Below are 26,204 nucleotides of genomic sequence, written 5' to 3' on the forward strand. Positions count from 1 at the left end.
GCTAGCGGCGCTGAACGACCTACGTCACGAATTTCCGGGCGCCTGTAGAGACTGAGCGTCCCTACCACAGTGTGTCAGGGCATGGTTCGCCGTGATTCCACTACCCATGCAGCGATCTGGGCACGCGAGGTGAAGCCCAACTTGGCAAGAAGGTGTTCGATGTGCCCCTGTGCGGTACGCACAGAGATCGTCAAGCGGGACGCTATCTCTCTATTGGTCAACCCCTCGGCGACCAGCTCGGCGACCTCACGCTCCCGCTTGGTCGGTCCGGCCTGGCCAGTGGTCGGTGTGTATGACGCCGGACTTTGCTCACCGAGTGCGTAGGCGACCGCGGACTCCACTCCCAACTTGTTCCCTTTTCTCTGAGCTGCAGCAAATACCTTTTCGCTCAGCGCCCTCCGTGTATCCCGTTCACATCTCTCGCGGTACTGGATCAACCCGGACACGAACATCGGGGAACTCCCCATGGCATTGCTCAGGTTTTCGGCAGCTGAGGTCAACACCACGGCTCGTTCGAAAGCACCTTCCTCGGTCGCGATCCACGCGAGTGCCTGTAGGCAGATGCTGATGACGAGCCGCTCATTGACTTTCCGAGCAGTGCGGAGCGCTTGTTGGAGTAGCTCGTTCGCGCGTTCGGTATTGGCGTGTCGCCACACCACCACGGCCAGGGCCCACAGCAAATACGACCGATGCACTGCTTCGCCGCGCTCCTCGGTGACCGCGAGTGCACTCTCGTAACATGCGATGGCGCGCTCGGTGTGATCGAGCAACTCGTACGCGAACCCGAGACCCTGCAACAAGAGGATGTGGAGGGCAAGTGCACTCGGCACGGCGGCGTAGGTCGGTCGTGCGGCTTCGAAATGGATTCGTGCGTACTCGACGTCGCCGCCGTACAGGGCCCGGTGACCTTCGGCAAGGTCGATGTGCGCCTGCAGCAGAGGATCGGCCGATCGATCGGCGAGTGCCCGTCCTTCCTGGATCAGGGTGATCGATGCCTGCAGGTCGCCCTGCACTCCCGCCATCACGCTGGCCCAGAGTATTGCCTTGGCGCGGTCAACGCCCACGGTGCGGGGCGACAGAGTTAATAGTCGATCGATCCAGCGCCGTCCCTCGGTCAACAAACCGCGCGATAACCAGAGAGGGAACAGCGCTGCGGCCATGCCAAGCCCGGACTCGGGGTCTTCGGAGACACAGAACTCGTGTGCCTGTCGTAAATTCGGCAGTTCGGCGACCAATCGGCTAAGCCACTCGAGTTGCCGCGGACCGACCCAATCAGCTTCGGCGTCCGAGGCCAGCTGCACGTACCAATTTCTGTATCGGGTGCGCAGCTCGGAGTAGTCGGCGCCGGCACGGACCTTCTCCCGACCGTAGTCGCGCACCGTCTCGAGCATCCGGAACCGAGCGACCGGAGCCGACTGCTCTCGATTGAGAATCGACTTGTCGACGAGAAAGGTGACGGTGTCCAGGAAATCGTCAACGGTCAGGTCCTGCCCGAAGATCTGCTCGGCCGCAGCGAGTTCGAAGCTACCTGCGAACATGGAAAGGCGAGCCCACATCAGTTGTTCCAGGGGTGTGCACAGGTCATAGCTCCAGTCGATGCACATCCGCAGGGTCTGTTGCCGTGACGGGGCGTCTCTGCGTCCGCGAGTCAGGAACCGGTAGCGGTCGGTGAGTCGCTGCAGAATCTCCTCTGGGGAGATCGCCCGAAGTCGCGCCGCGGCCAGCTCGATCGCCAACGGCAGGCCGTCGAGGCGCTGGCATATCCGGGCGACGGTCACCTTGTTGTCGTCGGTGACCTCAAAGCCAGGCATGACCGCGGCGCCCCGCTCGGCGAACAGTGCCAACGCGTCGTTGCCGGGCAACCGTCTCGGCAGATGGTCGGCGTCGGGTACCGGAAGCGGGGCGATCGGTAGCGCTATTTCGCCGCTGATACCGATCGGCTCGCGGCTGGTCAGCAACATCCGCAGGCCCGGGCTGGTGCGGAGCAGCGCTTCGGAGACTTTCGCGACCGCGTCGACCACCTGCTCGCAATTGTCCAGAACGAGTAACACTTCGTGCGGGGCAAGGAATTCCGTGAGGACCTCGAGAAGTGGCCTCGCAGCTCGGTCTCGGAGACCCAGCGCATCCGCCACCATGTTGACGACAAGCGAGTCGTCGCGCAGCTCGGCCAGCTCGATCAGGAACACACCATCAGCGAAACGCGATTGCGTTCGATCTGCGACTCGCAGCGCCAGTCGGGTCTTGCCCACCCCTCCCATCCCGGTCAAGGTCACCATGCGGGCCGTCGACAGCAAGCTAGCGACCTTCGCCGTCTCCTCCCGACGGTCGATGAAGCTGGTCAACTCCAGCGGCAGCGCCCCGGTGCGGCCCGGATGCGGGGCTCGTGGCGCATCATCGTGGGATGGTTGCGTTGGTGGCGTGTGACTGGGGGCGCTGTTGTCGGTTTCGTCGTGAAACGTGCGGCCGGCAATGTCGTCGACCGGAAAGCCGTGCTCGTGTTGCAGGCGCCGCAGCTGCTGGCCCAGTTCCCCAACGGATGGGCGACCGGAAGGATCATTTGCCATCGCGGCCTCGATCACGGTGCTGACATCGTCGGCGATGCCGTGCTCTCTCGGGTCCGGCGTCGGCGCGGTGGTGATCCGGACGAACTGGGCGACCAGTTGCTCACCACTCCGGCGCTCGAACGCGGCGTGCCCGGTAACGGCGGCGAACACGGTCGCGCCCAGACCGTACACATCGGCGGCCGGACTCGCGGCACCTCCAGCGACGATCTCCGGAGCCGTGAAAGCCGGCGATCCGGTCACCACTCCGGCGGTGGTTTCGAATCCGCCCGAAATGTGCGCGATCCCGAAGTCGGCTAATGCGGGTTCACCGTAATCGGTGAGCAAGATATTGGCCGGCTTGACGTCGCGATGGAGGATGCCGAGGCCGTGCGCGGCTTCGAGGGCACCGGCGATCTTGACGCCCACGTGCAGCACGTCCTCCAGCGTCAGCGGACCCCGTCTTCGGATGCGGGCATCGAGGGAGTCATGGGTGTAGAAGGGCATGACGATAAAAGGCCGGTCGTTCTCAGTTACTCCGACCTGCAGGACGTTGACGACGTTGGGATGGCCGGTCAAGCGGCCCGCGGCACGCTGCTCACGCAGAAATCGCGCACGGCTGTCCTCGTCGAGGTCCCCGGTCAACACCTTCACGGCCACGGTGCGATCGAGCGCAGTCTGCCGACAGCGGTACACGACCCCGAACCCCCCGCGGCCGATCTCCGCGGCGTCGGCGAACCCGGCCGCCGCCAAGTCCGCGACGACCGACCCGGCCACATCCGGACGGGTAGCGAAGGGATCAAACTCCATCATGAAGGCCCTCGGATCGCGAACCGTGTCGATTGTTTGCCCACTCGAAGTTACTCGTCCCAACTTCGACCCGCGCAGAGTTAGCCGACGCCGCACCTCGATATCGTTAAGACTGAAAGGCCGACAGGACGTTGAAGCTGCGGGTTTGATCCCCGGCTTTCGTCGATAAGGATCGCCAAGACCAGCAGGTCAAAAGAACGATCCAGGGCGGAGCGCGGCGCAGCTCGACTCGCGGGGACACCGCAGGGTGCCCGGTAACCGCCGGAGGCGGATACCGGGCACGCCACCCCGCCCCGCCATACTGACCCGCAGCTGCGGTCGATCAGTTCGTGTGGCGCGGAAGGGTGTGCGGTTGATCAGTCGGCCTGCGTGTGGCGCCGCGCCTGGCGACGGGCGTGCCGGGCCATGAGATGTGCTCTGTTTCAGCGTGCACCCACCAAGTACGGTCATCGTGGGGGTTTGCTCCGACCACCCGCAACTCCGACAGTTCCCCCGCACACAGATCTTCCGCTGCCGCTCCCTTGACGAGGTCTTTCGACGCGCGGAACACGATGTCGTCGGCGGTGATCATCTCGTCGTCGTTGAGCCGCAACTTCCCGGCGTCGAGCAGCTGATACACCCGGTCGGTGCGGAGCTTTTCCGCCTGTGCGTCTGTGCGGGGCTGGGCTTCCTTCGCTGCGGCGCGGCGCGCGGTGCGGGCCGCTTCCTCGGCGAGCAGTTCGGCGAACCAGTCCCGCGCTGGTTCGGTGCCACCGACCCCACCCTTGGCGGTCTTGATGTCCAGCGGTGTGGCAATGTCGTTGGCACGCATCGCAGCAGCGATGTAGTGCACGCGAATTCCGAGCCAGCCCACGACCCGCACCTGACACAGCACGTGATCGGCGCGGACCACTTCTTTTCGCTGCCGCTTCTGCGTGTCCACCGTCTTCATCGGATTACCCCAGCAAACCGTGCTGCCGCATCGGCCGAGAAGACGGCGTTGATTCAGCCTCGACCGCAAACTGATAGAACCGGCCCGACAACGACGCCGGCAACGCCATAAAGTCATCGATCAACTCTTCCCCCACCGATGTGTCGCCATGCTCCCGCAGGACGTCGACCGTAACCCCGACCACCGACAAATACCTTTCGATCCAGGCGACACCGAACCTGACCAACCGATCCCGCCACACCACCCGCACCACGGTGAAGTGACCCTTGGCAGCGTCGTCGAGCATCCGGTCCAACCCGGCCGCGTTTCCCGCACACCCGAACCGCGATCCTTAACACCCGATACACGACCCCGCAGGCGCTCTCGCGCAACACCTTCTCCCGATTGGCGAGCGAGGACTCCTACCCAGTCGAGCCGGACACCCGGCAGTACAACGCTTCCACCCGGTCGACCGGAACCTTGTCAGGGGCAGATCGGCCGAGATAGGCGTCGAGGTCAGCGCGATCGAAGACTCGTTGACGGAACCCTGTAACCCGTGAGGGCAACCGGCCTTCCGACGCGGCCTTGCGAACTCCCACGACTGACACTTCAGCTACACCGCGGCCTCACCCCTTCACATGAAACGGAGAGTAGCAGAGAGGATTAGGAGGTATCAGAGACTACGTCAACTGTTGAGAGACTACGGCGGGCGGCTCGACTTGCCTGCGGAGAATTTTGCCGGTCGGTCCTTTTGGGAGGCTGGGGACAAACCAAATTTGCCGGGGGTACTTGTACGCGGCGAGCCTGGCACGAACGAACTCGATTATCTCAGTCGGCTCGACGTGCGCTCCGCGTTTGAGTGATACGGCAGCTCCGATTTGCTCCCCGAGGTGCGTGTCTTTGATACCTACAACAGCTGCCTCGGCAACAGCTGGATGCTCGTACAGAACCTCTTCCACTTCGCGTGGGTACACGTTGTAGCCGCCGCGAATAATGATGTCCTTTTTTCGATCGATGATGCTGTAGTAGCCATCGCTGTCTCGTGTGGCGATGTCGCCTGTGCGGAACCAGCCGTCGCTTATGGCCTCCGCGGTGGCAGCCGGACGAGCCCAGTATCCCTTCATCACGTTCTCACCGCGGATTTGGATTTCTCCTGCCTCATCACAGCCGACAATTTCGTTGTCGTCGTCGTCGACTAGTCGGAGCGTGCATCCGCGCACGGGAATCCCGATCGTGCCAGCTTTGCGCGGGTATCCGGGCTGGTTGAAGCAAGCAATGGGTGCGGTTTCAGAAAGTCCGTACCCCTCGTATATCCCGCATTCGAATTTTCGTTCGAACGCTTTCAGAACCTCGACAGGCATCGGCGCTCCCCCTACGATGCAGCAGCGGAGATGGGATAGCTCGGCGGAGTCGGCGTCGGGAGAGTTGAGCATCGCGGAGTACATGGTGGGGACCCCTTCGAGGACTGTAACCTCATCTCGAACCAGAACACGCAGGGCTGATTCCGCATCGAACTTGGGGATCAGAGTCAGGAGGGCTCCTGACTTCACCGCGGCATTCAGTCCACAGGTCAGGCCGAACACGTGGAACAGTGGCAGGCACCCCAAGATGACGTCATTGGGCCCGGTCTGTATCAGAGTCTCGGCACTCGTCGAAGCATTGGTCGACATATTCTCGTGAGTGAGTTCCGCTCCCTTAGGACTTCCCGTCGTCCCAGAGGTATAGAGAAGAACTGCGGTGTCGTCGCGGCTACGCTCCACAGGTTCATCGATCGGGTTCCCGGTCAGATCAGCGTCACTCGGACCACGGTCGTCGACCAAGAGCGCGGGAATCTTCTTTGCTAGTGCGGCTTTCGCAACCAGATCACCGCGAGATCGCGAGCCATAGATGAGAGCCATCCCAGAGTCTTCCAAGTAATATGTGATCTCCCGGTCCTTGAGCATGGGGTTGATCGGAACTGCGACGGCGCCCGCCATCAGAATCCCGTAGAAGATGATCGGAAACGCAGGGACGTTCGGCAGTACGATGCCGACCCGATCGCCGGATCGAATACCTCGCGAATGCAGGTCGCCCGCCACTGCCGCAGCGGCACGGTGGAACTCGGAGTAATTCAAGGTGGTTTCATCAAGCCGGATCGCGGGTCGATCGCCTAGTTGCCGAGCAGTCTCGACGAGATTGTTTGCGAGATTTGATGACATCGAACGACTTCTCCTGGATTGGCGTGGCGTCAGGAGGCTGCGGATGCGCCGGCGTTTCGGGACGTGAGGGACCGTCGCGCAAGTGAGCGAACCGACCTGAATTACGAGTTACGAGATACCCCGCGAGCGGGTTTCGCCGGCGTGCCGATGAACGTCGCCCGTCGCGGTTCACGTACGTACAATATAAACGATGTGTCGAGTATGATCAACGTGCAGTCGAGATACTTAGCCAGATGTTTGCATGGGGAGGAGGGTCGACTTGGCGCTGTGCCGTCGATGGGTGACGCTCGCGCGGGCCACGAGCCCTGCACGCAAGGCTCAGGGGCTGACGTGGGTCGAATCGCGTAATGGGTGCCGCGTCACCAATTTCGCACCAGTCGTCGACTTGCTACATGAACATTAAGTCGGATCCGCATGCCAACGTGGTCAAGACGGGCCTGGGAATTCGCCCCCTATTGTTTTACCGAACTGCCGTGCAATCCGAGAGGCCCGCCTCGGGCGATGCTGCGGTGCATATCGTGTACGGACGTCGTGCCCCCGGCTACATTTGCAGGTTGAACTAGCCTACTCTGTAGCCATGGCGACTTCGTTCTCAAACGGTCTCAACGCATCCGAACCTCGGACTGGTAGGCGCAATCTCAAGGGTGACATGCGCGAGCAAGCAATCCTCGAGGGTGCTTATGAGATTCTGCGCACCGAGCCGTTACGAAACGTTTCGATCGACGACCTTGCCAAGAGGGCGGGGTTGTCGCGTTCATCCTTCTATTTCTATTTCGAATCTAAATGGCAGGTTCTCTCGGCGCTTCTCTCGAGTGTGACTGCCGACGTGTTCACTGCATCATCGATGATCTTCGAGCGACCTCCTGGAATTTCTCCGGAGGCTGCCATTGAGCATGCAGTGTCGGAGGTCATGGTCGTGTGGGAGCGGCATGGACACGTACTCCGCGAGGTCGGTGATGCAGCGGCGGCCGAACCCACCTTGCAGGCCCAATGGGACAAAATACTGGGTCGCTTCATCGATGCCGCGGCCGCTGCGATCGAGCGCGACAGAGCCACGGGTGTGGCTATTGATGGACCACCGGCTCGTTCACTGGCGGCAGCGCTGATGTGGATGGGCGAACGAAACTTGGGGCTAATGAGCATGCGAAGCGAGAATGCAATTCGCACCGAAGACATGGTTGAGACGGTGACAACCGTGTGGCTCAGAACGGTATTCGGTTTGGAATGGAGAGGCCGTTCGAAGAGCGATTAGTTCCGGTCGTTCAGTGCAATCGCAGCGAACTGGTTAAAAAAACCGGTTCGCTGCGATCGATTTGTTCTATTCAGCTTTGTCTCGCATGAAAAATCCGGGCCTTCAGGAAGTGTGTTCTCTTCCAGTCGAAGGTACGTCGAGTTGTTACTGTGGTTGATCGGCGGCCATCTTTGCCATATTCAGTCCTGGCATAAGCATATGGCCACCGTCAACGTGCATCTCGAGTCCGGTGGTCCAACGAGACTCGTCGGACGCGAGCCACAGCACCGCTTCGCTCATGGCGCGTGGTGGGAGCAACCCGACATCGCGAAGGGTAGACCAGTACTTCGCGCCTTCAAGGTCTTCTTTCACACCCTGACCGGGGCCTTTACCTGCACAGAGGTCATATCCGCCCTGCCAGTCGAGGGCTGGAGTGTCGGTCGGCCCTGGGAGCAGGATATTGACTCGGATACCGTACTGACCAAACTCCAGCGCAGCGCTTTTCGCCAGCCCTATAACGCCGTGCTTCGACGCGACATAGTGGGCGTAATGGGGTGATCCCTCCACGCCGTTGCCGGAAGAGGTAACGATGATTGAACCGCCGCCCCGTTCCTTGATCGCCGGTGACACCGCCTTCAAGGTGCGCCACACTCCGGTGATATTGACGTCCAGAACAGCTGTGAACTCGTCTTCAGGGATATCGTGGAACGGGTGTACGGTCCAGATTCCGGCGTTGGCGACCGCAACGTCCAGACCACCGAATGCCTTTACGCCCTCAGCAACCAGTTTGTCGAGCGACGACTGCTTCCGGACATCTCCCTCGTGTGCAATGATTCGTCGGCCCAGTGCTTCTACCTCTTTGACTGTGATCTGGAGGTCGTCAGCTGATCCGGTCGGATACGGGAGCCCGGTGTCCGGCGGACAGTCGATAGCGAGGATATTGGCGCCCTCCTCGGCGAGCCGGATTGCGTGCGCCCGTCCCATTCCACGTGCCGCACCTGTTACCAGGGCGACCTTTCCGTCCATGCGTCCCATTGGTCTCTCCTCTTGTGAGTGTGAATCGGATTGGTTGTGCTTCCCGGTCGATCGGCGTACCGGTGGCCGCTTGTGCAAATTGAATTATCAACTCGCGGTGTAGTTCTGGTCCCGGTCCCTAACCCCACATTCACAAATGGTGGAAGGCATTCGGGAGGTGGCGTTCGCAGTGCTATGGAGTGCTATCGGTCGGGGTTATGAGCTGTAGCAGTACGTCGATTCCAGGTGGCTCTGTCCATACATGCTCTGAGTCGGCGATGATGAAAGGAGCTCCGATCGGGTCCGGTCGTCCGGGCCCGCGGATCGTGCATCCAGCGAGATCGAGCTCTCTCGCGTTTCCGTCGAACCGCAACGCAATGTGGTCGAGCTTCGCCGAGGCTCGGCCCAGTGCGAGATCGAGAACCTTTGGATCGTCGATGGTGTATAGCTCGATATTGGCCGACGCTATGGCGAGAAACGTCGCGCGGATGGCGAGAGATGGTGCCTCGAAAGTATGCGCGATAATGACGTTGAATCTGCTCTGCCAACGTGTGGTGGCCAACTCGAGGTCGCGGACAAGTATCCCCACATGATCCAGCCGCGGAGTGCCTTCTTCCCGAGCATCGTCGGAAGGCGAGGATGGGGAGCGGTCGATCATCGTCATTGATGCCTCGCGGCGACGAAATGAGGAGACACGCCCATTCGGGGTTCAGTCCAACGTTGGGTGACTACCTTGGACTTGGTATAGAAGCGATATGCATCGTAGTTGAGCCCATCATCGCCAAATCGCGAGTCGCCCCAACCTCCGAATCCGAACCAAGAGATCGGAACTGGAATGGGAACGTTGATCCCGACGCTTCCGGCCTGGACGCTGTGAGCGAACCGGCGACCAGCCACTCCACTTGCGGTGAAGATGGTCGCACCATTGCCATACGGGCTGGCGTTCACAATGCGAAGTGCTTCGTCGAGATCATCGACGCGGACCACACTCAGAATCGGTCCGAACACCTCCTTCTGATAGAGGTCGCTGTCGACGCTTACGTTGTCGACTAAGCTCGGACCGATGAAATAGCCGGCTCCGGACGCTATGTTGACCCGGCCGTCTACAACGACGTTTGCTCCTTGGCTAGGTGCCGCCTCCAACGCACCTCTGACTCGTTCGATGGCGACCTCTGAGATGAGCGGCCCCATGTCGGTGCCTTCGACATTCCCCGGTCCGGTACGGAAGGCTGTGGCCCGCTCAGCGGTCTTGGCAACTAGCTCGTCCGCGACTTCCCCCACCGCTACCGCGATGGGCACGGCCATGCATCGCTGACCGGCGGCGCCGTATGCAGCCGACGCCAGAGCATCCGCCGCTGCGTCCAGGTCGGCGTCAGGCATGACGACCATATGGTTGTTCGCTCCACCCAGTGCCTGAACCTTCTTGCCGGCAGCGGCGGATCGGCTGTAGATCTCACGCGCAACCGGGGTGGAGCCCACGAAGGAAATGGCAGCGACGTCCGGGTGTTCGATCAACGCGTTCACCGCGTCAACGCCACCGTGCACGACGTTGAAGACACCGTCGGGTAGCTCGGCTTCGGCGAGCAGTTGCGCCAGCCGCACCGAGGCGGATGGCACCCTCTCGCTTGGTTTGAGCACGAACGAGTTACCGCAGGCGATCGCGGCCGCGAACATTGACACCGGCACCATGATGGGAAAATTGAATGGGGTGATACCAGCACACACTCCGAGCGGCTGGCGGAACGAGTACGTGTCGACTCCTCTGGAGACTTGTTCTGCGTACTCACCTTTGAGGTGCTGCACTACAGATATCGCAACTTCGACAGCTTCGACAGAACGGGCGACCTCCCCTCTCGCGTCTGCGAGGGTTTTCCCCTGCTCCGAGGTGATGATCGATGCAAGCTCTTCACTGTGTTCGAGCATCAGGGCGCGGAAGCGGTGGAGAGTGGTCGCGCGGACGGGGGCCGGGGTCGAAGCCCAGGCCCCCGCAGCGCTCCGGGCGCTGGTCACAGCCGCGTCGACGACAGCAGCGCCTCCCAGCTCAACAAGCCTCAATACGTGACCCGTGGCTGGATCGACAACCTCCGACCTCCGCCCGTTCGTCGAGCCGGAGGGGGCGCCGGCGATCCAGTGCGGCACCGTTGCAAGATGGACATCGTTTGTAGTCACAGAAACTCCATAGTCACGAAGAGGCGAGTTGATTGTTTGTGGCCGCTTAAGCTTTGGCGTCCCGGGGGTGCGGCAACTCTGGGAACATCTCCAAGCCATAGTTCGTCTTGAGATTCTCAACCTCTGCGGCTAGCTGCTCCGGAGTGCGCAATTCGCGATCACGCGCTTCGTAGAAGTACTTGTCGATGCCGCCGCCAGGTTCGAATCCGCTGCTCTCGGGACCCGGAACGAAGATCACGAGGATCCTCGCCTCTTCTCCGACTACCTCGTAGGTATGCCGCTGATCCTTGCGCCCCCAGACGAATTGACCCGCGCCGGCATTGTAGGACCCGGCTTCGGTGTGGATCTTGATTTCACCGTCCATCACGAAGAAGCCTTCCTCTTCGCGGTGATGGATGTGCCAGACCGGCTCGGTTCCGCGGACCCAGTTGGTCTCGATGATGATCAGCTGACCATTGGTGGTTTCACCGGTCGCATGAATCCAGAAATCTACACCGGTCATGAAGTCGCCGGTCATGTTGAAATGCACATCGCTGCGGTGGGAGACGTAGCTCTCGCCGTCTCGGCTTGTCGTCGGTTGAATCTGGTCGACATCGGACTTCGTAACCATGAGGGTCCCTTTCGTTGCTTGCCGTGGTGATGAGTGACGTCACGGCTCGGACATTTTTGAGATTAGACTCACAGTCGATAAGAGTCAACACTATGTCGGTTAATGGAGAACCGGCAGCTCAGGGGCGCGATAGCCGGGGCAGCCAGTGCTGCGAAGGCCGCCGGTGCGTATTAATCGACACAATGTTGACGAACACCAACGCAAAGTGCAGAGTTGATACACCGGCGTGTGCCCCGACTAGTCGAGGGTCGTACGCATCTGACAGCAGCTGTGGAGGAGACGACTGGTGAGTTCGCTACGAGAGCGCGTGGGTGCCGCGACGAACATCTATGCAGGACATTCATGAGCAATCTGCACCCTCAGGTACTCGAGTTGCTGGCGTCCCTATCAACGAATCCGCCGGCGCAGCCATGGGAAGTATCCATCGCCGCGTACAGGGCGGTCGGCGAAAAGTTGATCGGCTTGGCGGGTGATCTCAATCCACATTGCGATGTGAGGGACTTAGAGATTCCCCTCCGCGGAAGGGTAGTGAAGGCCCGGAGTTACTCTCCGAAAGGCGCGACCACAGCAGTGCCGGGTGTCGTGTACTTCCACGGTGGCGGTTTCGTCAGGGGCAGCCTGGAGTCTCATGACCGACTGTGTCGCGAGTTGAGCGTCCAGGGCGCTCTCCGTGTGATCTCGGTGGCGTATCGCCTTGCGCCCGAAAACACTTATCCGAGCGCTCACGCAGATGCGATCGAGTCCTTTTGCTGGGTAGCCGATCGTTCTGATGAGCTGAGAATTGACGGCGAGGCGCTGGCGGTTGCTGGAGACTCCTCTGGGGGGATGCTCGCAGCGGCGACCGCAGCGACTCTCAGCGCACGTACAGACGGTGCGTCGGTCAAGGCGCAGGGACTTCTGTGCCCAGTGCTAGATCTGACTCTGAGTAGTGACTCCGTGAACCGATACGGGTCGGCGCCTCTTCTTACGCGTGCCGCACTCGAATGGTGTATCGATCAGTACGTGCCCGACGTGGGGCTTCGGGAGTCGCCGGAAGTCTCGCCGTTGTTCAGTACGAATGTGAACAACGCCCCGCCTGCGCTCATCGTCAACGCAGAGATTGACCCAGTCTCAGATGATGCCAGTCGATATGCATCTAAATTGCAGGCTTCGGGCGTTGCAGTCGTCCAGCGCGAGTATGCGGGCATGCCTCACAGCTTCTTTCTACTAGCCGGCGTGGTGGATGAGGGAAAGCGTGCTATTACTGGCTTCGCGGAAGGGTTGTCTAGGTTGCTGCGCTAGGTGATCTGAAGCGTGGGGTCGACGGTAGTTATAGCGGACGTTCCATACGACGACGGCCTCTGGTCGTTGGGTTTCGCTGATCCAGTCGCGGGCGTAGAGGAATCCCTCGGGGAGAATCCGGTTGTATCGCTCGACCTTGCCGTTGTGTCGTGGGTGTAGGACCGGATGAACTGGTGACGGGTGCGGAAGCTGCCCATTTCGTTGGCGACGTGGGTGATTGGGTGCGTGCGGCAGCTTTCGACGAGTCGGCGTCGGCCTTCTTCCGACAACGGGGCGCTGCTGTGGGTCACTGACGGGACTCGTGTCTGTAGTGCATAAGTTGCTGACGCGCATAAGCATCCCGCCTCAGATCCGGCACTACGAGTGATTCGGTGTCAGCTCTGACGCAGAGGTGGCTGGGCTGGCGTCTCGCGATCGAACGCCCGGTACCGCCGAGCGACTTTGCGCCCCTTCAGATCGACCAGTCGAGGGCTGTTCGGCGGTTGAGGTAGGCGTCATCCATCAGCTCGAGAAGGTGTCCCTGAGCGACCTGGGTGCGAATCCCGCTGGCGATGTCTGTGATCTGAACGCTGTTCTGCACGATCTAGGTTGGCCTATGGCGGCGATCAGGTGGTCTCTCGCCTTGCGGGCGCTTCGAACGCGCGCTCCCAATGATCCGTCGTGGTCGACTCGGCTGCGAAGTCCACGGTGGCGAGCCTTGTCGGCGAGAGTGCGCGCTGCTCCGTCCTGCTCGGGGCAGACGGGCAGGACTGTGATGTGGATGGGAGAAAGCCAGAACGGGAGGCGGCCTGCATAACGTTCGAGTAGTGCTGCAGTGACGCGCTGAATTTGCTCAGATGGCCGGAACGCTCGTGCAGCGCCTGCTTCCCGAGCACCGGCGAGAACACGCCGAGACAGCCATCGGCGAACGCGAGTTCCTTGGCCAGCTTCTGCAACTCCTCGCGGATAACGCCCCTCGGGGGAGCCACAACGAAAGACCTGAACCGGCAAGCGGATCGGTAGCGAATATGTCCGCGGCTCGGATTCGCTGACGGGCTGCGTGGCTTGCTTGGCGGTCTATGCCACGCCTTCCAACTTCGCGCGAAAGCGGCGGGCCGCACCTCACACTTACATGTGATGTGCGGCCCGCCGGCTGCAGTCCCGGTTCCTCCTACTGCAGGCCTACGCGAAAGACCTGAAACTCGATGACGGGTCCGGGTGTAATTCGCCCTTGTCCCACGAAGATAGTCTGGTTGACCCAGCCGTACCTAGCGTCCCCGCACTCGAGGCGCGGAGTGGTGACAAAGTAGTGGTCGCCGAAGTTCGTGCTCGAGTCCCCGCCGGTCAAGGCGGCTGCCGCAGCTTCGGTCACCTCAACCAGGCCCTGGTAGCTCATGTAGATGACGGCACCGTCGTCGGTATTGAACTGAGCGCGCACATCCAGCCGCCCGAATCCGTCATCTCCAGCCAGGAGCCAGTCACCGCCGCCGATGGCTGCTGTACCGCTCAGTCGATCGCCCGTTACAGTGCCGCCGGTAACGGGGAGGACCTGCCGCACGCCGTACGGCCCAGGACCGACGACCTGCGGCGCAGCGAGTTCTGCGGTGTACGAAAATTCCGGGATGAGCTTCACTTGCTTACCTCCAGGCCTGCGGCTGCCATCACCTGGGACATACCTTCCGCAATGACTTCGACGCCGAAGGCTTGTTCGACGATATTTGGATCGAAGTACTCGCGAATCAAGACCACCTTGCCGCCTCTGATTCGCATGTGTGTGCAGTACGTGTTCGCGTACACGTTTCCGTTCTGCGTCACGGTCCCCTCTCCGTGTAGCTCGAGCACAAACAGCTCGGGATCTGTCGTGTCGTGCACAACCAGCGAGTCGATCTTCAGGTCGGGCACGGACTTGAAGAACCAGTCGATGAAGTGGCCGATGAGTTGGCGTCCGGGGACCGATTTCGCGAGCGGCTCAGGGGCGAACGGCATCTCCCAAACAGCATCTTCCGCGAACCAGTCTTTCCAAGACTCCAGCTCTTTCCCGGTAGGCGGCCCGCTATCGAGGTCGCCCCAAAAACCATCTACTACCTTGCGATTCTCCGCTTGTGTACTCACAGTCGCCTCCTTGGTGGGCTCTGGCGACGACTGATGTGCCAGCCGCCGTAGCCTCAAAGAATGCCCGTCATGTCGGTGATAGTCAACAGTGTGTCGACACTTTTCGGCGACAGGCGCGCCGAGTCTCCACCGCACTGTGGACAGTGTGTTGACTATGATCAACTGTGAGTCTAATCTCAGGGTGGTCGGCCCAATGAGCGACTGGACAGAGTGCCCGCGAAGCCGCATTCCGGCGGGCTCGAGAGGCATTCCGCTTTGGCATTTATGCGCCCCTTAAGGAGATGTGATGAGTACTTTGACCAACCGGCTCTACCGATTGCGGAGTCGTCCGGAGGGGGAAGTAACTGCCGAAAATTTAGAATGGTTGGAAGAGCCGGTTGCCGATATCCTTGATGGGCAAGCGCTGATCCGAACGCACTACTTGTCGGTCGACCCCACAAATCGTGTGTGGATGAGTGCGATGCGTTCCTATATCCCCCCGGTCGAATTGAACGCCGTCATGCGCGGGGCCGGTGTGGGACGGGTCGTCGCCAGCCGACGTGACGATCTTCCTGTCGGCTCGTTTGTTGTGGGATTGACGGGCTGGCAGGACTATTGCGTAGCTGATGCAGCGACTGAAGACATGTCATTCACAGTCCTACCCGATCCGCTACCGGCCCCCCTCCCCGCGTTCGTCGGAGTCATGGGCCACACCGGAATATCGGCGTACCTCGGCGTTGAGTTCGGTGATCCTCGACCGGGAGAGACGTTTTTCGTATCCGCCGCAGCCGGAGCAGTGGGCTCTATTGCAGGTCAGCTCGCAAAGCGTCGGCGTGCCCGAGTGGTCGGTATCGCAGGTGGCGCCGAGAAATGTCGTTACCTGGTGGAGGAGTTGGGGTTCGACGCTTGTATTGACCGACATGCTGGTGACTGGCAGAAGCAACTCGACGACGCCACACCTGAAGGTATCGACGTGGACTTCGAAAATGTTGGCGGCGAGATCATGGACCACGTTTTCGGCCGACTGAACATTGGGGCACGAATCACGCTCTGCGGGTTGGTTTCCGAGTACAACGACTATAATGGAGACAACGCCCAACGCGGCCTACGTAATGTCAGTCAGCTGCTTATGCAGCGGGCAACTTTGCGAGGGTTCATCGTTTTCGATCACGTGGATCGGTACGCAGAAATCATTGGACAGCTGTCGCTGGCTCTCAGTGCCGGCACGCTGCGCTCCGCGGAGACCGTGGTCGACGGTCTGGAGCATGCGAGACATACTCTCAACCGCAGTCTCGCCGGCGAGAACAGAGGGAAGGTCGTGGTCAAGGTGATCACCGACTAACCGAACGACGGTAGATGGCTGGGCGTACCAGTCAAGTCGCGCCTGGCGCGCCTCTCCCTCATCGACTTGCCTGGCGATGCCCTGCTCGGCTGGCGGTTGAGCACTCGAGCGCCCCCCGGGGCCGCTTCGCACCGGTCCTCTTGGACGATCCTCAGTGCGGCAATCGATTACGTCGGTTTCATGGTGTTCTGCCGCTTGCTGGCGCCTCATAGGCTTGACTCGACAAATGGACCGCGCTGCGGTCCTGTTCGAGGGTGGCGAACCATTTGGTGGGGGCACGATCGAAGTCGTCGTGGTATTCGGTGGCACTAGCTCAGGCCGCAACGTCGTCGGGTCAGATGAGCCGAGCGGTGAGGCCACGATTATTGCGCTCGGGACTGGCCACATACCGGATTCGGGGCCTGCCCATCTCTGCACTGCCTGCCCCGAGCCTGCAGTCAATGTCGAGGCGAGTGCCACGCCGGTGCCCCGCGTCGAGTAGTCCACGAAGTAGGTTCCGTCGGCGAGGCAAAAGTCGGGTGCACTACCGAGGCTGACCACCCCAGGGAGTGGACACCAATGGTTCGTAGGAGAACCAGAGGGTTGGTGTTCGCATGGGACGTCAGTCTCAGTACACGGAGTGGTTAAGCCGAGACACGGTCGCTTTGTGACGGCCAGGCGGCGGCATCCGCACCTACGCGGCCGTGGCCTCGGACCTCGGCATCAGCGGCGAGAGGCTGCGGACCTGGAAGACGGTGGCTAAGCCACGGTCGCCCTCATTCTCGGCTCTCCCGTCGGAATCGGCCGCAGAGGGCGCCGACCGAGATCGACACCACGGAGAACAAAATGGATACCTACGACCATGCGTTGTTGGGCTTCGCCCTACGGTGGAGCGGCTATGGTGGCGGTGACGATTACATCTTCACCGAATTCGGAATACCCCCCAGAATTTTCTACCAACGCGTGCTGTGGATGGTGGAAAAGCGGCTCGCCCCCGGCCTCGACCTGACCATGAGGCAGCAGCTTCGGGAACATTGCCTCGCGAAGTTGACTTCGGTTCAAAAACCGCAATGACAGAGCAAAAGCCGACGCAGCGACATCGTGGAGAACAGGCCACCTGGCGGCCGCACCGAACACCTCACTGCATTCCCTGAACGTGTGCAGTCGAGGCACTGCGACGCACCGCGCAGCAGAGCACCGAGGCTGCGGGGCCTTCGCACCGCAACGCTCCGACGCCTCCGCGAGGGTGACCACCGGAACGGTCTGAGCCTCTGCGTCGCGGTCGTCGGCTGCATCCTCAGCGGTCCAGGATGCCGTTGACGAAATTCTGCGCGTCGGCCTGCGAAGCTCCGATGGTGGCCCGGTGGTCCGCACCCTCGTACGTCACATACTCGAGTTCGTTCCCCCTGTCGCGCAGCGTCTTCACCATCAGATCGGTGGACGGCTTGGCCACCACCCTGTCACCGGAGCTCTGTGTGACCAGCGTCGGAACCTGAACGTCCACCTGCGAGGGTTCCTGACGCGTCAGGTACTCCGTGAGCGGCCCCAGATCGGCGTCCGGACGGAAAACCTGCCCGGCGGGTACCGGTGGCACCTTGCGAATGTCGTCGAGGCAACCGGTTCGTGCGGCGGCGAGCAGGGGCTGGGCCTGCTCGGTCAGCAATGCCGACGGGTCGATAGATGGGTCCGCAGCCTGCGCCCCGAGAAGAATCAGCGGTAAGAACGCCTCCGCCGCTTCGATTCCGGGCACACCGGACCGGAAGTACTGCGGCGTCTGGTCGAGGCCGCTGCCCGGCGCAATCGCCACCGCACCCTTCAGCTCGAGTTCCGGTGCCCGCTCCCCGGCCTGGGCGGCAGTGAACAGCGCCGCCTGCCCACCCTGGCTGTGCCCGACCACGAACCACTGGGAGCCGACCGCCGGATCCAACTCACGCACGGCCCGCACGATGTCGACGACGGCGTTGACCTCGGTGTCACCGTTGACATATGGATGAATACCCGGCGTACCCAGCCCGTGGTAGTCCGTGCGGACCACGGCGAAACCCTGCTCGACCCAGTCGTCGAGGGAGGCGTCGACCTCAGTCAGATAGGCGTGGGTGGGGCCGCCCGGGAAGTCCGCCGACGGCGCGCAAGCGTCGGCCACACCGGTGGTGCCGTGTGCCCAGCTGATCACCGGGTACCCGCCCTCGGGTGCCGGTGTGCGCGGCAATGCGACGGTGCCCGACACCACCACGGGATCACCGTTCACATCCTGGGAGGTGTAGGTGATCAGCTCGTTGCGGGCGGCACTCGGCAATGCCGGAGCGTCGGTCACCGCACTGGACGTGAGCAATTGGCCCGCCCGGAGCACATCCGGTTCCGTCGTCGTCTCGGAGGGCTCGGTCGAGCACGCAGCGCCGGTGAGCACGACGAGAGCCGCCACCGCCCCGAACCCGGTACGCGCCGAGTTCATGAGAACGCTGCCAGTGGCTCGGACCCGGACCAGTCGTGGCCCCAGTAACTGTCGGCGGTGATTTCCTCAGCTGTGTAATGCTTTTCGTCGACGAGCATGCCCTCGGTACCGAACTCGAGGTCCCAGCCGCCGGGAGCCCGCACGTAGAACGAGACCATCCGATCATTGGTGTGGCGACCCAGTGTCGAGGAGATCGAGAATCCGAGCTTGCCGAGCCGGTCGAGTGCCTGGCCGACGGCGTCGAGGGTGTCGACCTCCGTCATCAGATGCACCATCCCGGGTTCGCCGCCGTGCGGCGCCGGGCACAGCGCGAGACTGTGGTGACGCTGATTGACTCCCATGAACCGGACCCGGCGGGCGGGACCTTGGGCATCGGGCGGCCCGAGGCGGATGGCACCGCGCGGCAGGAAACCTAGCACCTCGGTGTAGAACGTGTAGGCCTCCTCGAACGCCGGGGTCGGGAGCACTACATGTCCCAGACCCTGTGCGCCGGTGACGAACCGGCCACCGTGCGGGGTGACCACCGGACTGTGGTCGAGAACCGGCCCGAAGAACACTTCCACCCGCGTCCCGGACGGGTCGTCGAATGCGATGACCTGCTCGGCGTCGCGGTACCGTGCCTCGTCCTCGGACAGAACGTCAACGGCGACACCCGACTTCTCGACCTGCTCACGCACCCGTTGCAGGGCGAACTGGTCGCGGACCTCCCACCCCACGGCCAAGGCCTTGTCCTTCTCGCCGGGCAGCACGATCAGTCGGGCCCGCCGCTCGTCGAGCCGCAGGTACAGGCCGTCCGGCTCCGGGCCGGAACCCATCGCCATGCCCAGCCCGTCCACCACCAACTCGCGCCAGCGCGGCACGTCCGTCGTCTGGATCCGGAGGTAACCGAGTCCTCGAATGTCTGTCATGGAGAATCCCTTTCCTGGGGGCGGCTCCGCCACCCGTGCGCCTTTCTGGTTGTTCCAGCTACCAAAAAGGCGCACGGGCGCGGAGCGCCTAGATCATGGAGCGGTGCACACCCTGCGGTTCGCCGCCGAGCTGGGTGAGTGCGGAAGAGTGGTAGATGGACCCCGGCACGTGGATGGCGTGGGAGAGTCCGGCGTGGGCGTCACGCCAGAATCGCTGCATCGGTGTGCTGAGCTGCAGCGCGCCGCCGCCGGAGCGGGCGAAGATTTCGTCGACTGCTCGGACCGCACGCCAGGCGGCCGCTGTCTGGGTGCGTCTGCCGATGGCACGCAGTTCGAACGTGACGTCCTGCCCCTTTTCTGTCATTTCCCAGAACCGGTCGACGGTCTCGAGGATCGCGGCGCGCGACGCTGCGATTTCCGCGGCCGCCTCGCCGATCGCGAACAATACGTATGGATCTTCCTTGATGGCGGTGCCGGATACGGTGACCCGTTCGCGTTGCGCGTTGAGGTGGCACGCCAGCGCGCCTTCGGCGATGCCGATCAGCGAGGAGGTGATACCGAGCGGGAAGATGCACGAGAACGGGAAGTTGTAGAGCGTCTGGGTACGTCCGAATTCCTTCGGCGCGGACCCGTCGAACACTTTGTCCGCCTGCAACGTCCGGTGCTGCGGAATGAACGCGTCCTTCACGATCAGGTCCTTCGACCCAGTGCCGCGCAGGCCCACGACGTTCCAGCTGTCCTGGTCGATGTCGTAGTCGGAACGGGGCAGGAGCACGTGCAGGATCTTCGGCGGCATCACCCGGTTGCCGTCGGCATCACCGACAGCGGCGCCGATCATGATCCAGCCGCAGTGGTCGGTGCCCGAAGAGAACGACCAGCGTCCGTTGAGGACGTAGCCACCGTCGGTCGGCACGGCGACACCCATCGGCGCGTACGGGGAGGCCATCCACATGTCGGGGTCTGCGCCCCACACCTCGTCCTGGGCCTTGCGGTCGAAGAACGCCAGTTCCCACGGGTGGACGCCGACGATGCCGCTGACCCACCCGGCTGCGCCGTCGATGGCACCGATCCCCATCGTGGTCTCCGCGAATTCGCGAGGATGGGCTTCGTGGCCGCCGTATTCCTTGGGTTGCAGCATCCGCATCACGCCGGAGTCGCGCAACCGCTTGGCGGAGGTGTCCGACAGGCGCATCAGCTTGTCGCCCTCGGCGCCTTCCGCGCGGATTTCGTCCGCGAACTGTTCGATCCTGTCAAGAACCTGACCCATGATGATCTCGGCTTTCTGGTTTGGGCACCCGGTCAGGCGCCTAGGCGGACTTCTTCTCGGCAACAGCGGCGCTCGCGGCCTGCCGGTCCGCGAGCCCGAGCGCGATTTCGATCAGCTGGTCCTCCTGCCCGCCGACCAGTTTGCGGCGGCCGGCCTCGATGAGGATTTCCGCACCGGACACCCCGTACCGGCGGGCGTGCGCATCGGCGTGCTTGAGGAAGCTCGAGTAGACGCCCGCGTATCCCATCGTGAGGGACAGCCGGTCGAGAAGGCAATCGTCGTCCATGATCGGCCGCACCACGTCCTCGGCGGCGTCGATGATCTTCAGAGTGTCGATGCCGGTGCGGATTCCGAGCTTCTCGGTGACGGCAGCGAAGGCCTCGACCGGAGTGTTACCCGCGCCCGCGCCGAAGCGCCGGGTGGACCCGTCGATCTGCAGCGCGCCGGCCTCGACGGCGAGCACGGAGTTGGCGACGCCGAGGCCGAGGTTCTCGTGTCCGTGGAAGCCGACCTGTGCGTCGTCCCCCAGTTCGGACACCAGCGCGGCGACCCGGTCGCTGACACCGTTCATGATGAGCGCACCCGCCGAGTCCACCACGTAGACGCATTGGCAGCCGGCGTCGGCCATGATCCGGGCCTGCTTCGCGAGCGCTTCGGGCGGCTGGCTGTGCGACATCATCAGGAAGCCGACGGTTTCGAGCCCGAGGTCGCGGGCGAGCCCGAAGTGCTGGACGGAGATGTCGGCCTCCGTGCAGTGGGTCGCGATCCGGCAGATGCGCGCACCGTTGTCGGCAGCCTCCCGGATGTCGGACTGGACACCCAAGCCGGGGAGCATGAGGAAGGCGATCTGCGCCTGCTTCGCCGTCTCCACGGCGGCCTTGATCAGCTCCTGCTCCGGGGTGTGGCTGAAGCCGTAGTTGAACGAGGAACCGCCGAGCCCGTCACCGTGGGTGACCTCGATGACGGGAACGCCGGCGGCATCGAGTGCCCCGACGATGGAGCGGACGTGGTCGACGGTGAACTGGTGCCGCTTGGCATGGGAACCGTCGCGCAGGGACGAGTCCGTCACCCGGATGTCGAGATCGGCGCTGTAAGGCATCGGTATTCCTTCGAAGAGTGAGTGGTAACGGACGCGTTCAGACGCTCGCGCCGAGGATCTGCGTCGCGAAGCTCTCGCCCACCTTGGTGGCGGCGGCGGTCATGATGTCGAGGTTGCCCGAGTACGGCGGCAGGAAGTCGCCGGCGCCCTCCACCTCGAGGAAGATGCCGACCCGGGCGAGCCCACCACTGATCGGTGTCGGGTCGTCGAACTGCGGTTCGGCGCGCAGGCGGTAACCGGGCACGTAGGACTGCACGGACGACACGACGTCGTGGATCGACGTGCTGATCGCATCCCGGTCGGCGTCGGCGGAAATGGCGCAGAACACGGTGTCCTTCATGAACATCGGCGGCTCGGCCGGATTCAGGATGATGATGGCCTTGCCCTTCTTCGCCCCGCCGATCGTCTCGATACCCCGACTCGTGGTGATCGTGAATTCGTCGATGTTGGCGCGGGTACCGGGTCCGGCGGACGGGGACGCCACGCTGGCGACGATCTCGGCGTAGGCCACATCGGTAATCCGGGAGACGGCGTACACCATCGGGATGGTGGCCTGCCCGCCGCAGGTAATGAGGTTGACGTTGGGCGCAGTCCGGTGCTCGCCCATGTTGACGGCCGGCACGACCGCGGGACCGAGCGCGGCGGGAGTGAGATCGACCGCCTGGATGCCCAGCTCCCGATAGCGCGGGGCGTTCACCCGGTGCACGTAGGCGGACGTGGCCTCGAAGACGATGTCGGGGCGTTCGTCCTGGGCGAGCAGCCAGTCGACACCGTCGGCGCTGGCGACCACGCCCCGATCGGCCGCACGCTTGAGTCCCTCACTGTCCGGATCGACACCGATCATCCAACGCGGTTCGATGATGTCCGAACGCAGGAGCTTGTACAGGAGGTCGGTGCCGATGTTGCCGGATCCGACGATCGCGGCGAGAGCCTTGGTCACAATTTTCGCCCTTACTTGAATTCTACTGATACGGAGCCGATGTCACTGAAGTCGGCGCGAAACACGTCGCCGGGACGGGCATCGATCGCCCGGGTGCACGAGCCGGGCAGGATCACGTGACCGGCCTCGAGTCGCACTCCGAAACTCGCGACCTTCCGTGCCAGCCAGGCCACGGCCTTCGTCGGGTTGCCGAGCACCGCCGACGCCTCGCCGCGGGCAATTTCCTCGTCACCCTGGAAGAGCACGGCCGAGATGGCGCCGATGTCCACCCTCGACGGTTCCACCCGTCCGGCGCCGAGGATCACTCCGGCCGACGATGCGTTGTCGGCGATGGTGTCGGCCAGCCCGATCTTCCAGTCCGTGATGCGTGAGTCGATGAGTTCGATACTGGGAACGATGTATTCGGTGGCCGCGAGAACGTCCGCCTCGGTGCACCACTCCCCCGGCAGCGTCTCGCCCAGCACGTAACCGATCTCCACCTCGATGCGCGGATAACAGAACCGGGCGGTGTCGATCGGGGTTCCCTCGGCGTACACCATGCTCGACAGCAGGTGTCCGTAGTCGGGCTCGTCGACGCCCATCATCTTCTGCATGACCTCGGAGGACAGCCCGACCTTGTGGCCGTACACCGTCTCCCCCGCATCGAGCCGCGCGCGGATGTTGATCAGCGCGATCTCGTAGGCGTCGACCACGTCGATGTCCGGGTAGGTCGCGGTGAGCGGTTCGATGGGTGCCCGGTCCCGTTCGGCGTCCGTCAGCGACCGGGCCGCATCCAGCCTCTGCCGCTCGCTCAGCATCAGGCCACCTCGCCCGCATGTGAGCGAGTCTCCCGCCGCAGGTCACCGGCCTGGGCGGCGTGCTGCGCGGCGATGTAGCCGAACACCATGGCGGGACCGATGGTCGCGCCCGCACCGGCGTATTCGTTGCCCATCACCGAGGCCGAGGTGTTGCCGGTGGCGTACAAGCCGTCGATGACCGAACCGTCCTCGCGGAGAACCCGCGCGTCGGCGTCGGTGACGAGTCCACCCTTGGTGCCCAGGTCGCCGGCCTCGCAGCGGATGGCGTAGAACGGGCCCTGGGTGATCTCGTCGAGGCACGGGTTCTTCATCGTCGGGTCGCCGTAGTACCGGTCGTACGCGCTGTCGCCGCGGCCGAAATCCTCGTCCCGACCGGTGCGGGCGAAGCCGTTGAAGCGGTCGACCGTCGCCACCAGAGTGTCGGCCTTCACGCCGATCTGATCCGCGAGGTCGCGCAGGGTGTCGGCTTTGTGCACCACACCGGAGTCGTAAAACCCCTGGGGGAACGGCACACCCGGCAGAACTTGCGCGAACGGGTAGCGCGACTTCGCCTTGGAGTCCATCACGAACCAGGCGGGTACATGGCCACCGTCGAGCTGATCGTGTACGAAGTTCACGTACGGCGACGACTCGTTGGTGAAGCGTTCGCCGCGGCCGTTCACGATCACGGACGGCGGAATGCACCGCTCGGACACCAGCGGGATCACGGCGCCCATCGGATGCATCACCGACGGCATCCACCACGCATCGTCCATGAGATCGACTGCCGCGCCGAGGTTCTGACCCGCGAGAATCCCATCGCCGGTGTTCTCCTTGGCTCCGGCACTGACGTTCGCGACACCGTGCTTGGGGAGGTATTCGGCGCGCATGTCTTCGTTGTGTTCGAAGCCGCCGGTTGCGAGGAGTACCCCGCGTTTCGCACCGATCCGGACGGTATTGCCGTCGCGCTTCGCAACCACTCCCACGACAACGCCGCTGTCGTCGACGATCAGTTCCGTCATCGACGTCTGCAGCCACAGCGGGACGCCGGCATCCTTGAGGACCATGCGCATCCTGGCCACCAGTGCGCGTCCACCGGTCGCCATGTGACGACGACGAATCACGTTGGACGCCACCCGCCAGGCCGCCACCAGCGACGCCTTGCGTCCCTTCCAGGTGCGCTTCACCATGGCGAGGTCGTGGTAGTCCTTGGACGTCACCCACAGTCCGAGCGGGCCCTTCATGCTGTTCGGCCGCTGGTACCGCTCGTCGTCCTGCAGCGCCCTCGTGTCGAAGGGCTTGCATTCGATGGTCCGCCCGAGGGGTCGGCCGCCGTCGTACTCGGGGTGGTAATCGGAGTAGCCCTTCACCCAGTAGAGCTTCATGTGCGGGCTGCGGTCGAGCAGTTCCATCAGCTCGGGGCCCTTGTCGACGAACGCGTCGAGACGGTCTGCCGCCACCCGGCCCTCGGTGATGATGTCGAGGTAGCGGCGAATCGACTCGCGGGAGTCGACGACGCCTTTCTCGCGCAGGGTCGGGGCGTTCGGGATCCAGATTCCGCCACCGGAGATCGCGGTCGACCCACCGAACGTCGCGCCCTTGTCGATCACGAGGGTGTCGAGCCCGCGGTGCGCGGCGGTGATCGCGGCGGCCATTCCGCCGCCCCCGCTGCCGACCACGAGGAAATCGACGGTGGTGTCGAAGGTCTGCGAGCCGGCGCTCATCGGTCGCCACCTTCCTTGCGGAGCAGGAAGGCGAGGACGGCACTCTCGAACGCCGTCTTCTGCTCGATCATCGCCCAGTGCCCGCAGTTCGGGAAGACGTGGAGTTCCGCCTTCGGGATCAGCCGCATCGGGATGATCGACATGTCCACGGGGCTCACCCGGTCGTCGCGGCCCCACGTGAGGAGGGTGGGGGCTTTCACCTTGTGCAGCTGCGCCCAGTAGGGCGTGGCGTCGGACTCGAGGGCCGCCCGGGTGTTCGCCTCGAACGCTGCCCGGCTGTACATCTTGCGGGCGCTGGCGAGGGTGTCGGGTTCGGTGGCCTGTGTCCAGCGTTCCTCGATGAGTTCCTCGGTGACCATTGCGGGGTCGAACACCATCGAATGCAGCCAGTCGATCAGCCGCTCCCGTGTGGGGTCGTCCGTGAACTCCATGAGGAGTTTGATGCCCTCACCGGGGCCTGGGCTGAAGAGATTCTTGCCGATGCCGCCGATGGTGATCAGTTTGGTGACCCGGTCGGGGTGCGCGATGGCGAACTGGGTGGCGACGATGCCGCCCATCGAGTTCCCGAGGAGTGCGACCTCGTCGATTCCGAGCCCGTCGAGGAATCGGAGGACCGCGTCGGTGGCCGTGAGCATCGGATGCCCACCGAAGTCGTCGCTGACCCCGAAGCCGGGGAACTCCAGAATGAAGGTCCGGAAGTGCTCGGCGAAGACGTCGAGGTTGCCGCGGAAGTTGCGCCACCCCGTCACGCCGGGGCCGGAGCCGTGCAGCAGCAGGAGCGGCGGGCCGTCGCCGGCCTCGTGGTAGCGAAGCACGCCGAGGTCGGTGTTCAGCTCCTTCAGGGTGCCCTCGTAACTCGAGTCAGTCGTCATGGTCGATCACGT

At 63.1% G+C, this 26,204-nt stretch carries 24 protein-coding genes and 1 pseudogene; 4 read left to right on the top strand and 21 right to left on the bottom strand.

The genetic code is table 11. From position 1 onward, the window contains the following. Positions 1–74: 74 nt before the first annotated feature. The 4 genes from L1080_RS25470 to L1080_RS25485 all read right to left on the bottom strand — a co-directional run bounded on the left by L1080_RS25470 (position 75) and on the right by L1080_RS25485 (position 6,458). Positions 75–3,353, bottom strand: coding sequence for a protein kinase domain-containing protein (locus L1080_RS25470; RefSeq protein ID WP_250775150.1), 3,279 nt, complete (start codon positions 3,351–3,353; stop codon positions 75–77). Between the two features lie 319 nt (positions 3,354–3,672). After that, positions 3,673–4,281 carry a hypothetical protein gene (locus tag L1080_RS25475; RefSeq protein WP_250775152.1) on the bottom strand — a complete coding sequence of 203 codons (609 nt, stop codon included), beginning with the start codon at positions 4,279–4,281 and terminating at the stop codon, positions 3,673–3,675. A gap of 4 nt (positions 4,282–4,285) precedes the next feature. Beyond that, on the bottom strand, positions 4,286–4,567 hold the full coding sequence (locus L1080_RS25480) for a hypothetical protein (RefSeq protein WP_250775154.1): 282 nt from the start codon (positions 4,565–4,567) through the stop codon (positions 4,286–4,288). Positions 4,568–4,940: 373 nt separating this feature from the next. After that, on the bottom strand, positions 4,941–6,458 hold the full coding sequence (locus L1080_RS25485; RefSeq protein ID WP_250775156.1) for a long-chain-fatty-acid--CoA ligase: 1,518 nt from the start codon (positions 6,456–6,458) through the stop codon (positions 4,941–4,943). 577 nt (positions 6,459–7,035) lie between these two features. On the opposite strand from L1080_RS25485, the gene L1080_RS25490 reads away from it, so the two are divergent. Beyond that, positions 7,036–7,710, top strand: coding sequence for a TetR/AcrR family transcriptional regulator (locus L1080_RS25490; RefSeq protein ID WP_109325610.1), 675 nt, complete (start codon positions 7,036–7,038; stop codon positions 7,708–7,710). A gap of 144 nt (positions 7,711–7,854) precedes the next feature. Here the strand turns inward: L1080_RS25490 and L1080_RS25495 are convergent, their stop codons facing one another. The 4 genes from L1080_RS25495 to L1080_RS25510 form a co-directional block, all read right to left on the bottom strand. Further along, entirely contained in the window at positions 7,855–8,724 is an 870-nt protein-coding gene (locus tag L1080_RS25495; protein WP_213575152.1) for a mycofactocin-coupled SDR family oxidoreductase, read from the bottom strand. A gap of 172 nt (positions 8,725–8,896) precedes the next feature. Beyond that, a complete protein-coding gene (locus L1080_RS25500) occupies positions 8,897–9,367 on the bottom strand; it encodes a VOC family protein (protein ID WP_250775158.1) in 471 nt (156 codons plus the stop codon). After that, positions 9,364–10,842, bottom strand: coding sequence for a CoA-acylating methylmalonate-semialdehyde dehydrogenase (locus tag L1080_RS25505; protein WP_250775160.1), 1,479 nt, complete (start codon positions 10,840–10,842; stop codon positions 9,364–9,366). The genes L1080_RS25500 and L1080_RS25505 overlap by 4 nt, the downstream gene beginning before the upstream one ends. 76 nt (positions 10,843–10,918) lie before the next feature. Further along, entirely contained in the window at positions 10,919–11,389 is a 471-nt protein-coding gene (locus L1080_RS25510; protein WP_230990037.1) for a cupin domain-containing protein, read from the bottom strand. A 435-nt stretch (positions 11,390–11,824) separates the two neighbouring features. Between L1080_RS25510 and L1080_RS25515 the strand changes: the two genes are divergently transcribed. Then, positions 11,825–12,763 carry an alpha/beta hydrolase gene (locus tag L1080_RS25515; protein ID WP_250775162.1) on the top strand — a complete coding sequence of 313 codons (939 nt, stop codon included), beginning with the start codon at positions 11,825–11,827 and terminating at the stop codon, positions 12,761–12,763. Between the two features lie 6 nt (positions 12,764–12,769). On the opposite strand, the pseudogene L1080_RS25520 reads toward L1080_RS25515, so the two are convergent. The 5 genes and pseudogenes from L1080_RS25520 to L1080_RS25540 form a co-directional block, all read right to left on the bottom strand. Then, positions 12,770–12,942: pseudogene (locus L1080_RS25520) on the bottom strand (integrase core domain-containing protein); the annotation flags it as partial. 272 nt (positions 12,943–13,214) lie between these two features. Then, positions 13,215–13,343 carry a hypothetical protein gene (locus L1080_RS25525; RefSeq protein WP_268962528.1) on the bottom strand — a complete coding sequence of 43 codons (129 nt, stop codon included), beginning with the start codon at positions 13,341–13,343 and terminating at the stop codon, positions 13,215–13,217. 25 nt (positions 13,344–13,368) lie between these two features. Next, positions 13,369–13,698 carry a hypothetical protein gene (locus L1080_RS25530; protein ID WP_250775164.1) on the bottom strand — a complete coding sequence of 110 codons (330 nt, stop codon included), beginning with the start codon at positions 13,696–13,698 and terminating at the stop codon, positions 13,369–13,371. Positions 13,699–13,913: 215 nt separating this feature from the next. After that, the gene (locus tag L1080_RS25535; RefSeq protein WP_159918545.1) at positions 13,914–14,375 is read right to left on the bottom strand and encodes a DUF3237 domain-containing protein; all 462 of its coding nucleotides are present in this window, start codon (positions 14,373–14,375) and stop codon (positions 13,914–13,916) included. Beyond that, the gene (locus L1080_RS25540; RefSeq protein WP_250775166.1) at positions 14,372–14,854 is read right to left on the bottom strand and encodes a nuclear transport factor 2 family protein; all 483 of its coding nucleotides are present in this window, start codon (positions 14,852–14,854) and stop codon (positions 14,372–14,374) included. Before L1080_RS25540 ends, L1080_RS25535 begins: the two co-directional genes overlap by 4 nt. 286 nt (positions 14,855–15,140) lie before the next feature. On the opposite strand from L1080_RS25540, the gene L1080_RS25545 reads away from it, so the two are divergent. After that, positions 15,141–16,175 (top strand): NADP-dependent oxidoreductase, encoded by a 1,035-nt coding sequence (locus tag L1080_RS25545; RefSeq protein ID WP_250775168.1) that lies wholly within the window; start codon positions 15,141–15,143, stop codon positions 16,173–16,175. 825 nt (positions 16,176–17,000) lie between these two features. Next, positions 17,001–17,228, top strand: coding sequence for a hypothetical protein (locus tag L1080_RS25550; RefSeq protein WP_250775170.1), 228 nt, complete (start codon positions 17,001–17,003; stop codon positions 17,226–17,228). A 223-nt stretch (positions 17,229–17,451) separates the two neighbouring features. On the opposite strand, the gene L1080_RS25555 is transcribed toward L1080_RS25550, so the two are convergent. The 8 genes from L1080_RS25555 to L1080_RS25590 form a co-directional block, all read right to left on the bottom strand. Further along, positions 17,452–18,606 carry an alpha/beta hydrolase family protein gene (locus tag L1080_RS25555; protein WP_250775172.1) on the bottom strand — a complete coding sequence of 385 codons (1,155 nt, stop codon included), beginning with the start codon at positions 18,604–18,606 and terminating at the stop codon, positions 17,452–17,454. Continuing rightward, entirely contained in the window at positions 18,603–19,514 is a 912-nt protein-coding gene (bphC, locus tag L1080_RS25560) for a biphenyl-2,3-diol 1,2-dioxygenase (RefSeq protein ID WP_250775174.1), read from the bottom strand. Before bphC ends, L1080_RS25555 begins: the two co-directional genes overlap by 4 nt. 88 nt (positions 19,515–19,602) lie before the next feature. Then, positions 19,603–20,781, bottom strand: a complete 1,179-nt coding sequence (locus L1080_RS25565) for an acyl-CoA dehydrogenase family protein (protein ID WP_250775176.1) — start codon at positions 20,779–20,781, stop codon at positions 19,603–19,605. A 40-nt stretch (positions 20,782–20,821) separates the two neighbouring features. Next, entirely contained in the window at positions 20,822–21,880 is a 1,059-nt protein-coding gene (gene dmpG, locus L1080_RS25570) for a 4-hydroxy-2-oxovalerate aldolase (protein WP_159918532.1), read from the bottom strand. A gap of 37 nt (positions 21,881–21,917) precedes the next feature. After that, entirely contained in the window at positions 21,918–22,823 is a 906-nt protein-coding gene (locus L1080_RS25575; protein WP_201453582.1) for an acetaldehyde dehydrogenase (acetylating), read from the bottom strand. Between the two features lie 8 nt (positions 22,824–22,831). Further along, positions 22,832–23,617 carry a 2-keto-4-pentenoate hydratase gene (locus L1080_RS25580; RefSeq protein ID WP_250775179.1) on the bottom strand — a complete coding sequence of 262 codons (786 nt, stop codon included), beginning with the start codon at positions 23,615–23,617 and terminating at the stop codon, positions 22,832–22,834. After that, on the bottom strand, positions 23,617–25,320 hold the full coding sequence (locus L1080_RS25585) for an FAD-binding protein (RefSeq protein WP_250775181.1): 1,704 nt from the start codon (positions 25,318–25,320) through the stop codon (positions 23,617–23,619). Before L1080_RS25585 ends, L1080_RS25580 begins: the two co-directional genes overlap by 1 nt. Beyond that, complete coding sequence (locus tag L1080_RS25590; RefSeq protein ID WP_159918528.1) at positions 25,317–26,192, bottom strand: alpha/beta fold hydrolase; 876 nt, start codon at positions 26,190–26,192, stop codon at positions 25,317–25,319. Before L1080_RS25590 ends, L1080_RS25585 begins: the two co-directional genes overlap by 4 nt. Positions 26,193–26,204: the final 12 nt, after the last annotated feature.

The organism is Rhodococcus sp. MSC1_016, assembly GCF_023667485.2.
GTDB lineage: Bacteria > Actinomycetota > Actinomycetes > Mycobacteriales > Mycobacteriaceae > Rhodococcus_F > Rhodococcus_F oxybenzonivorans.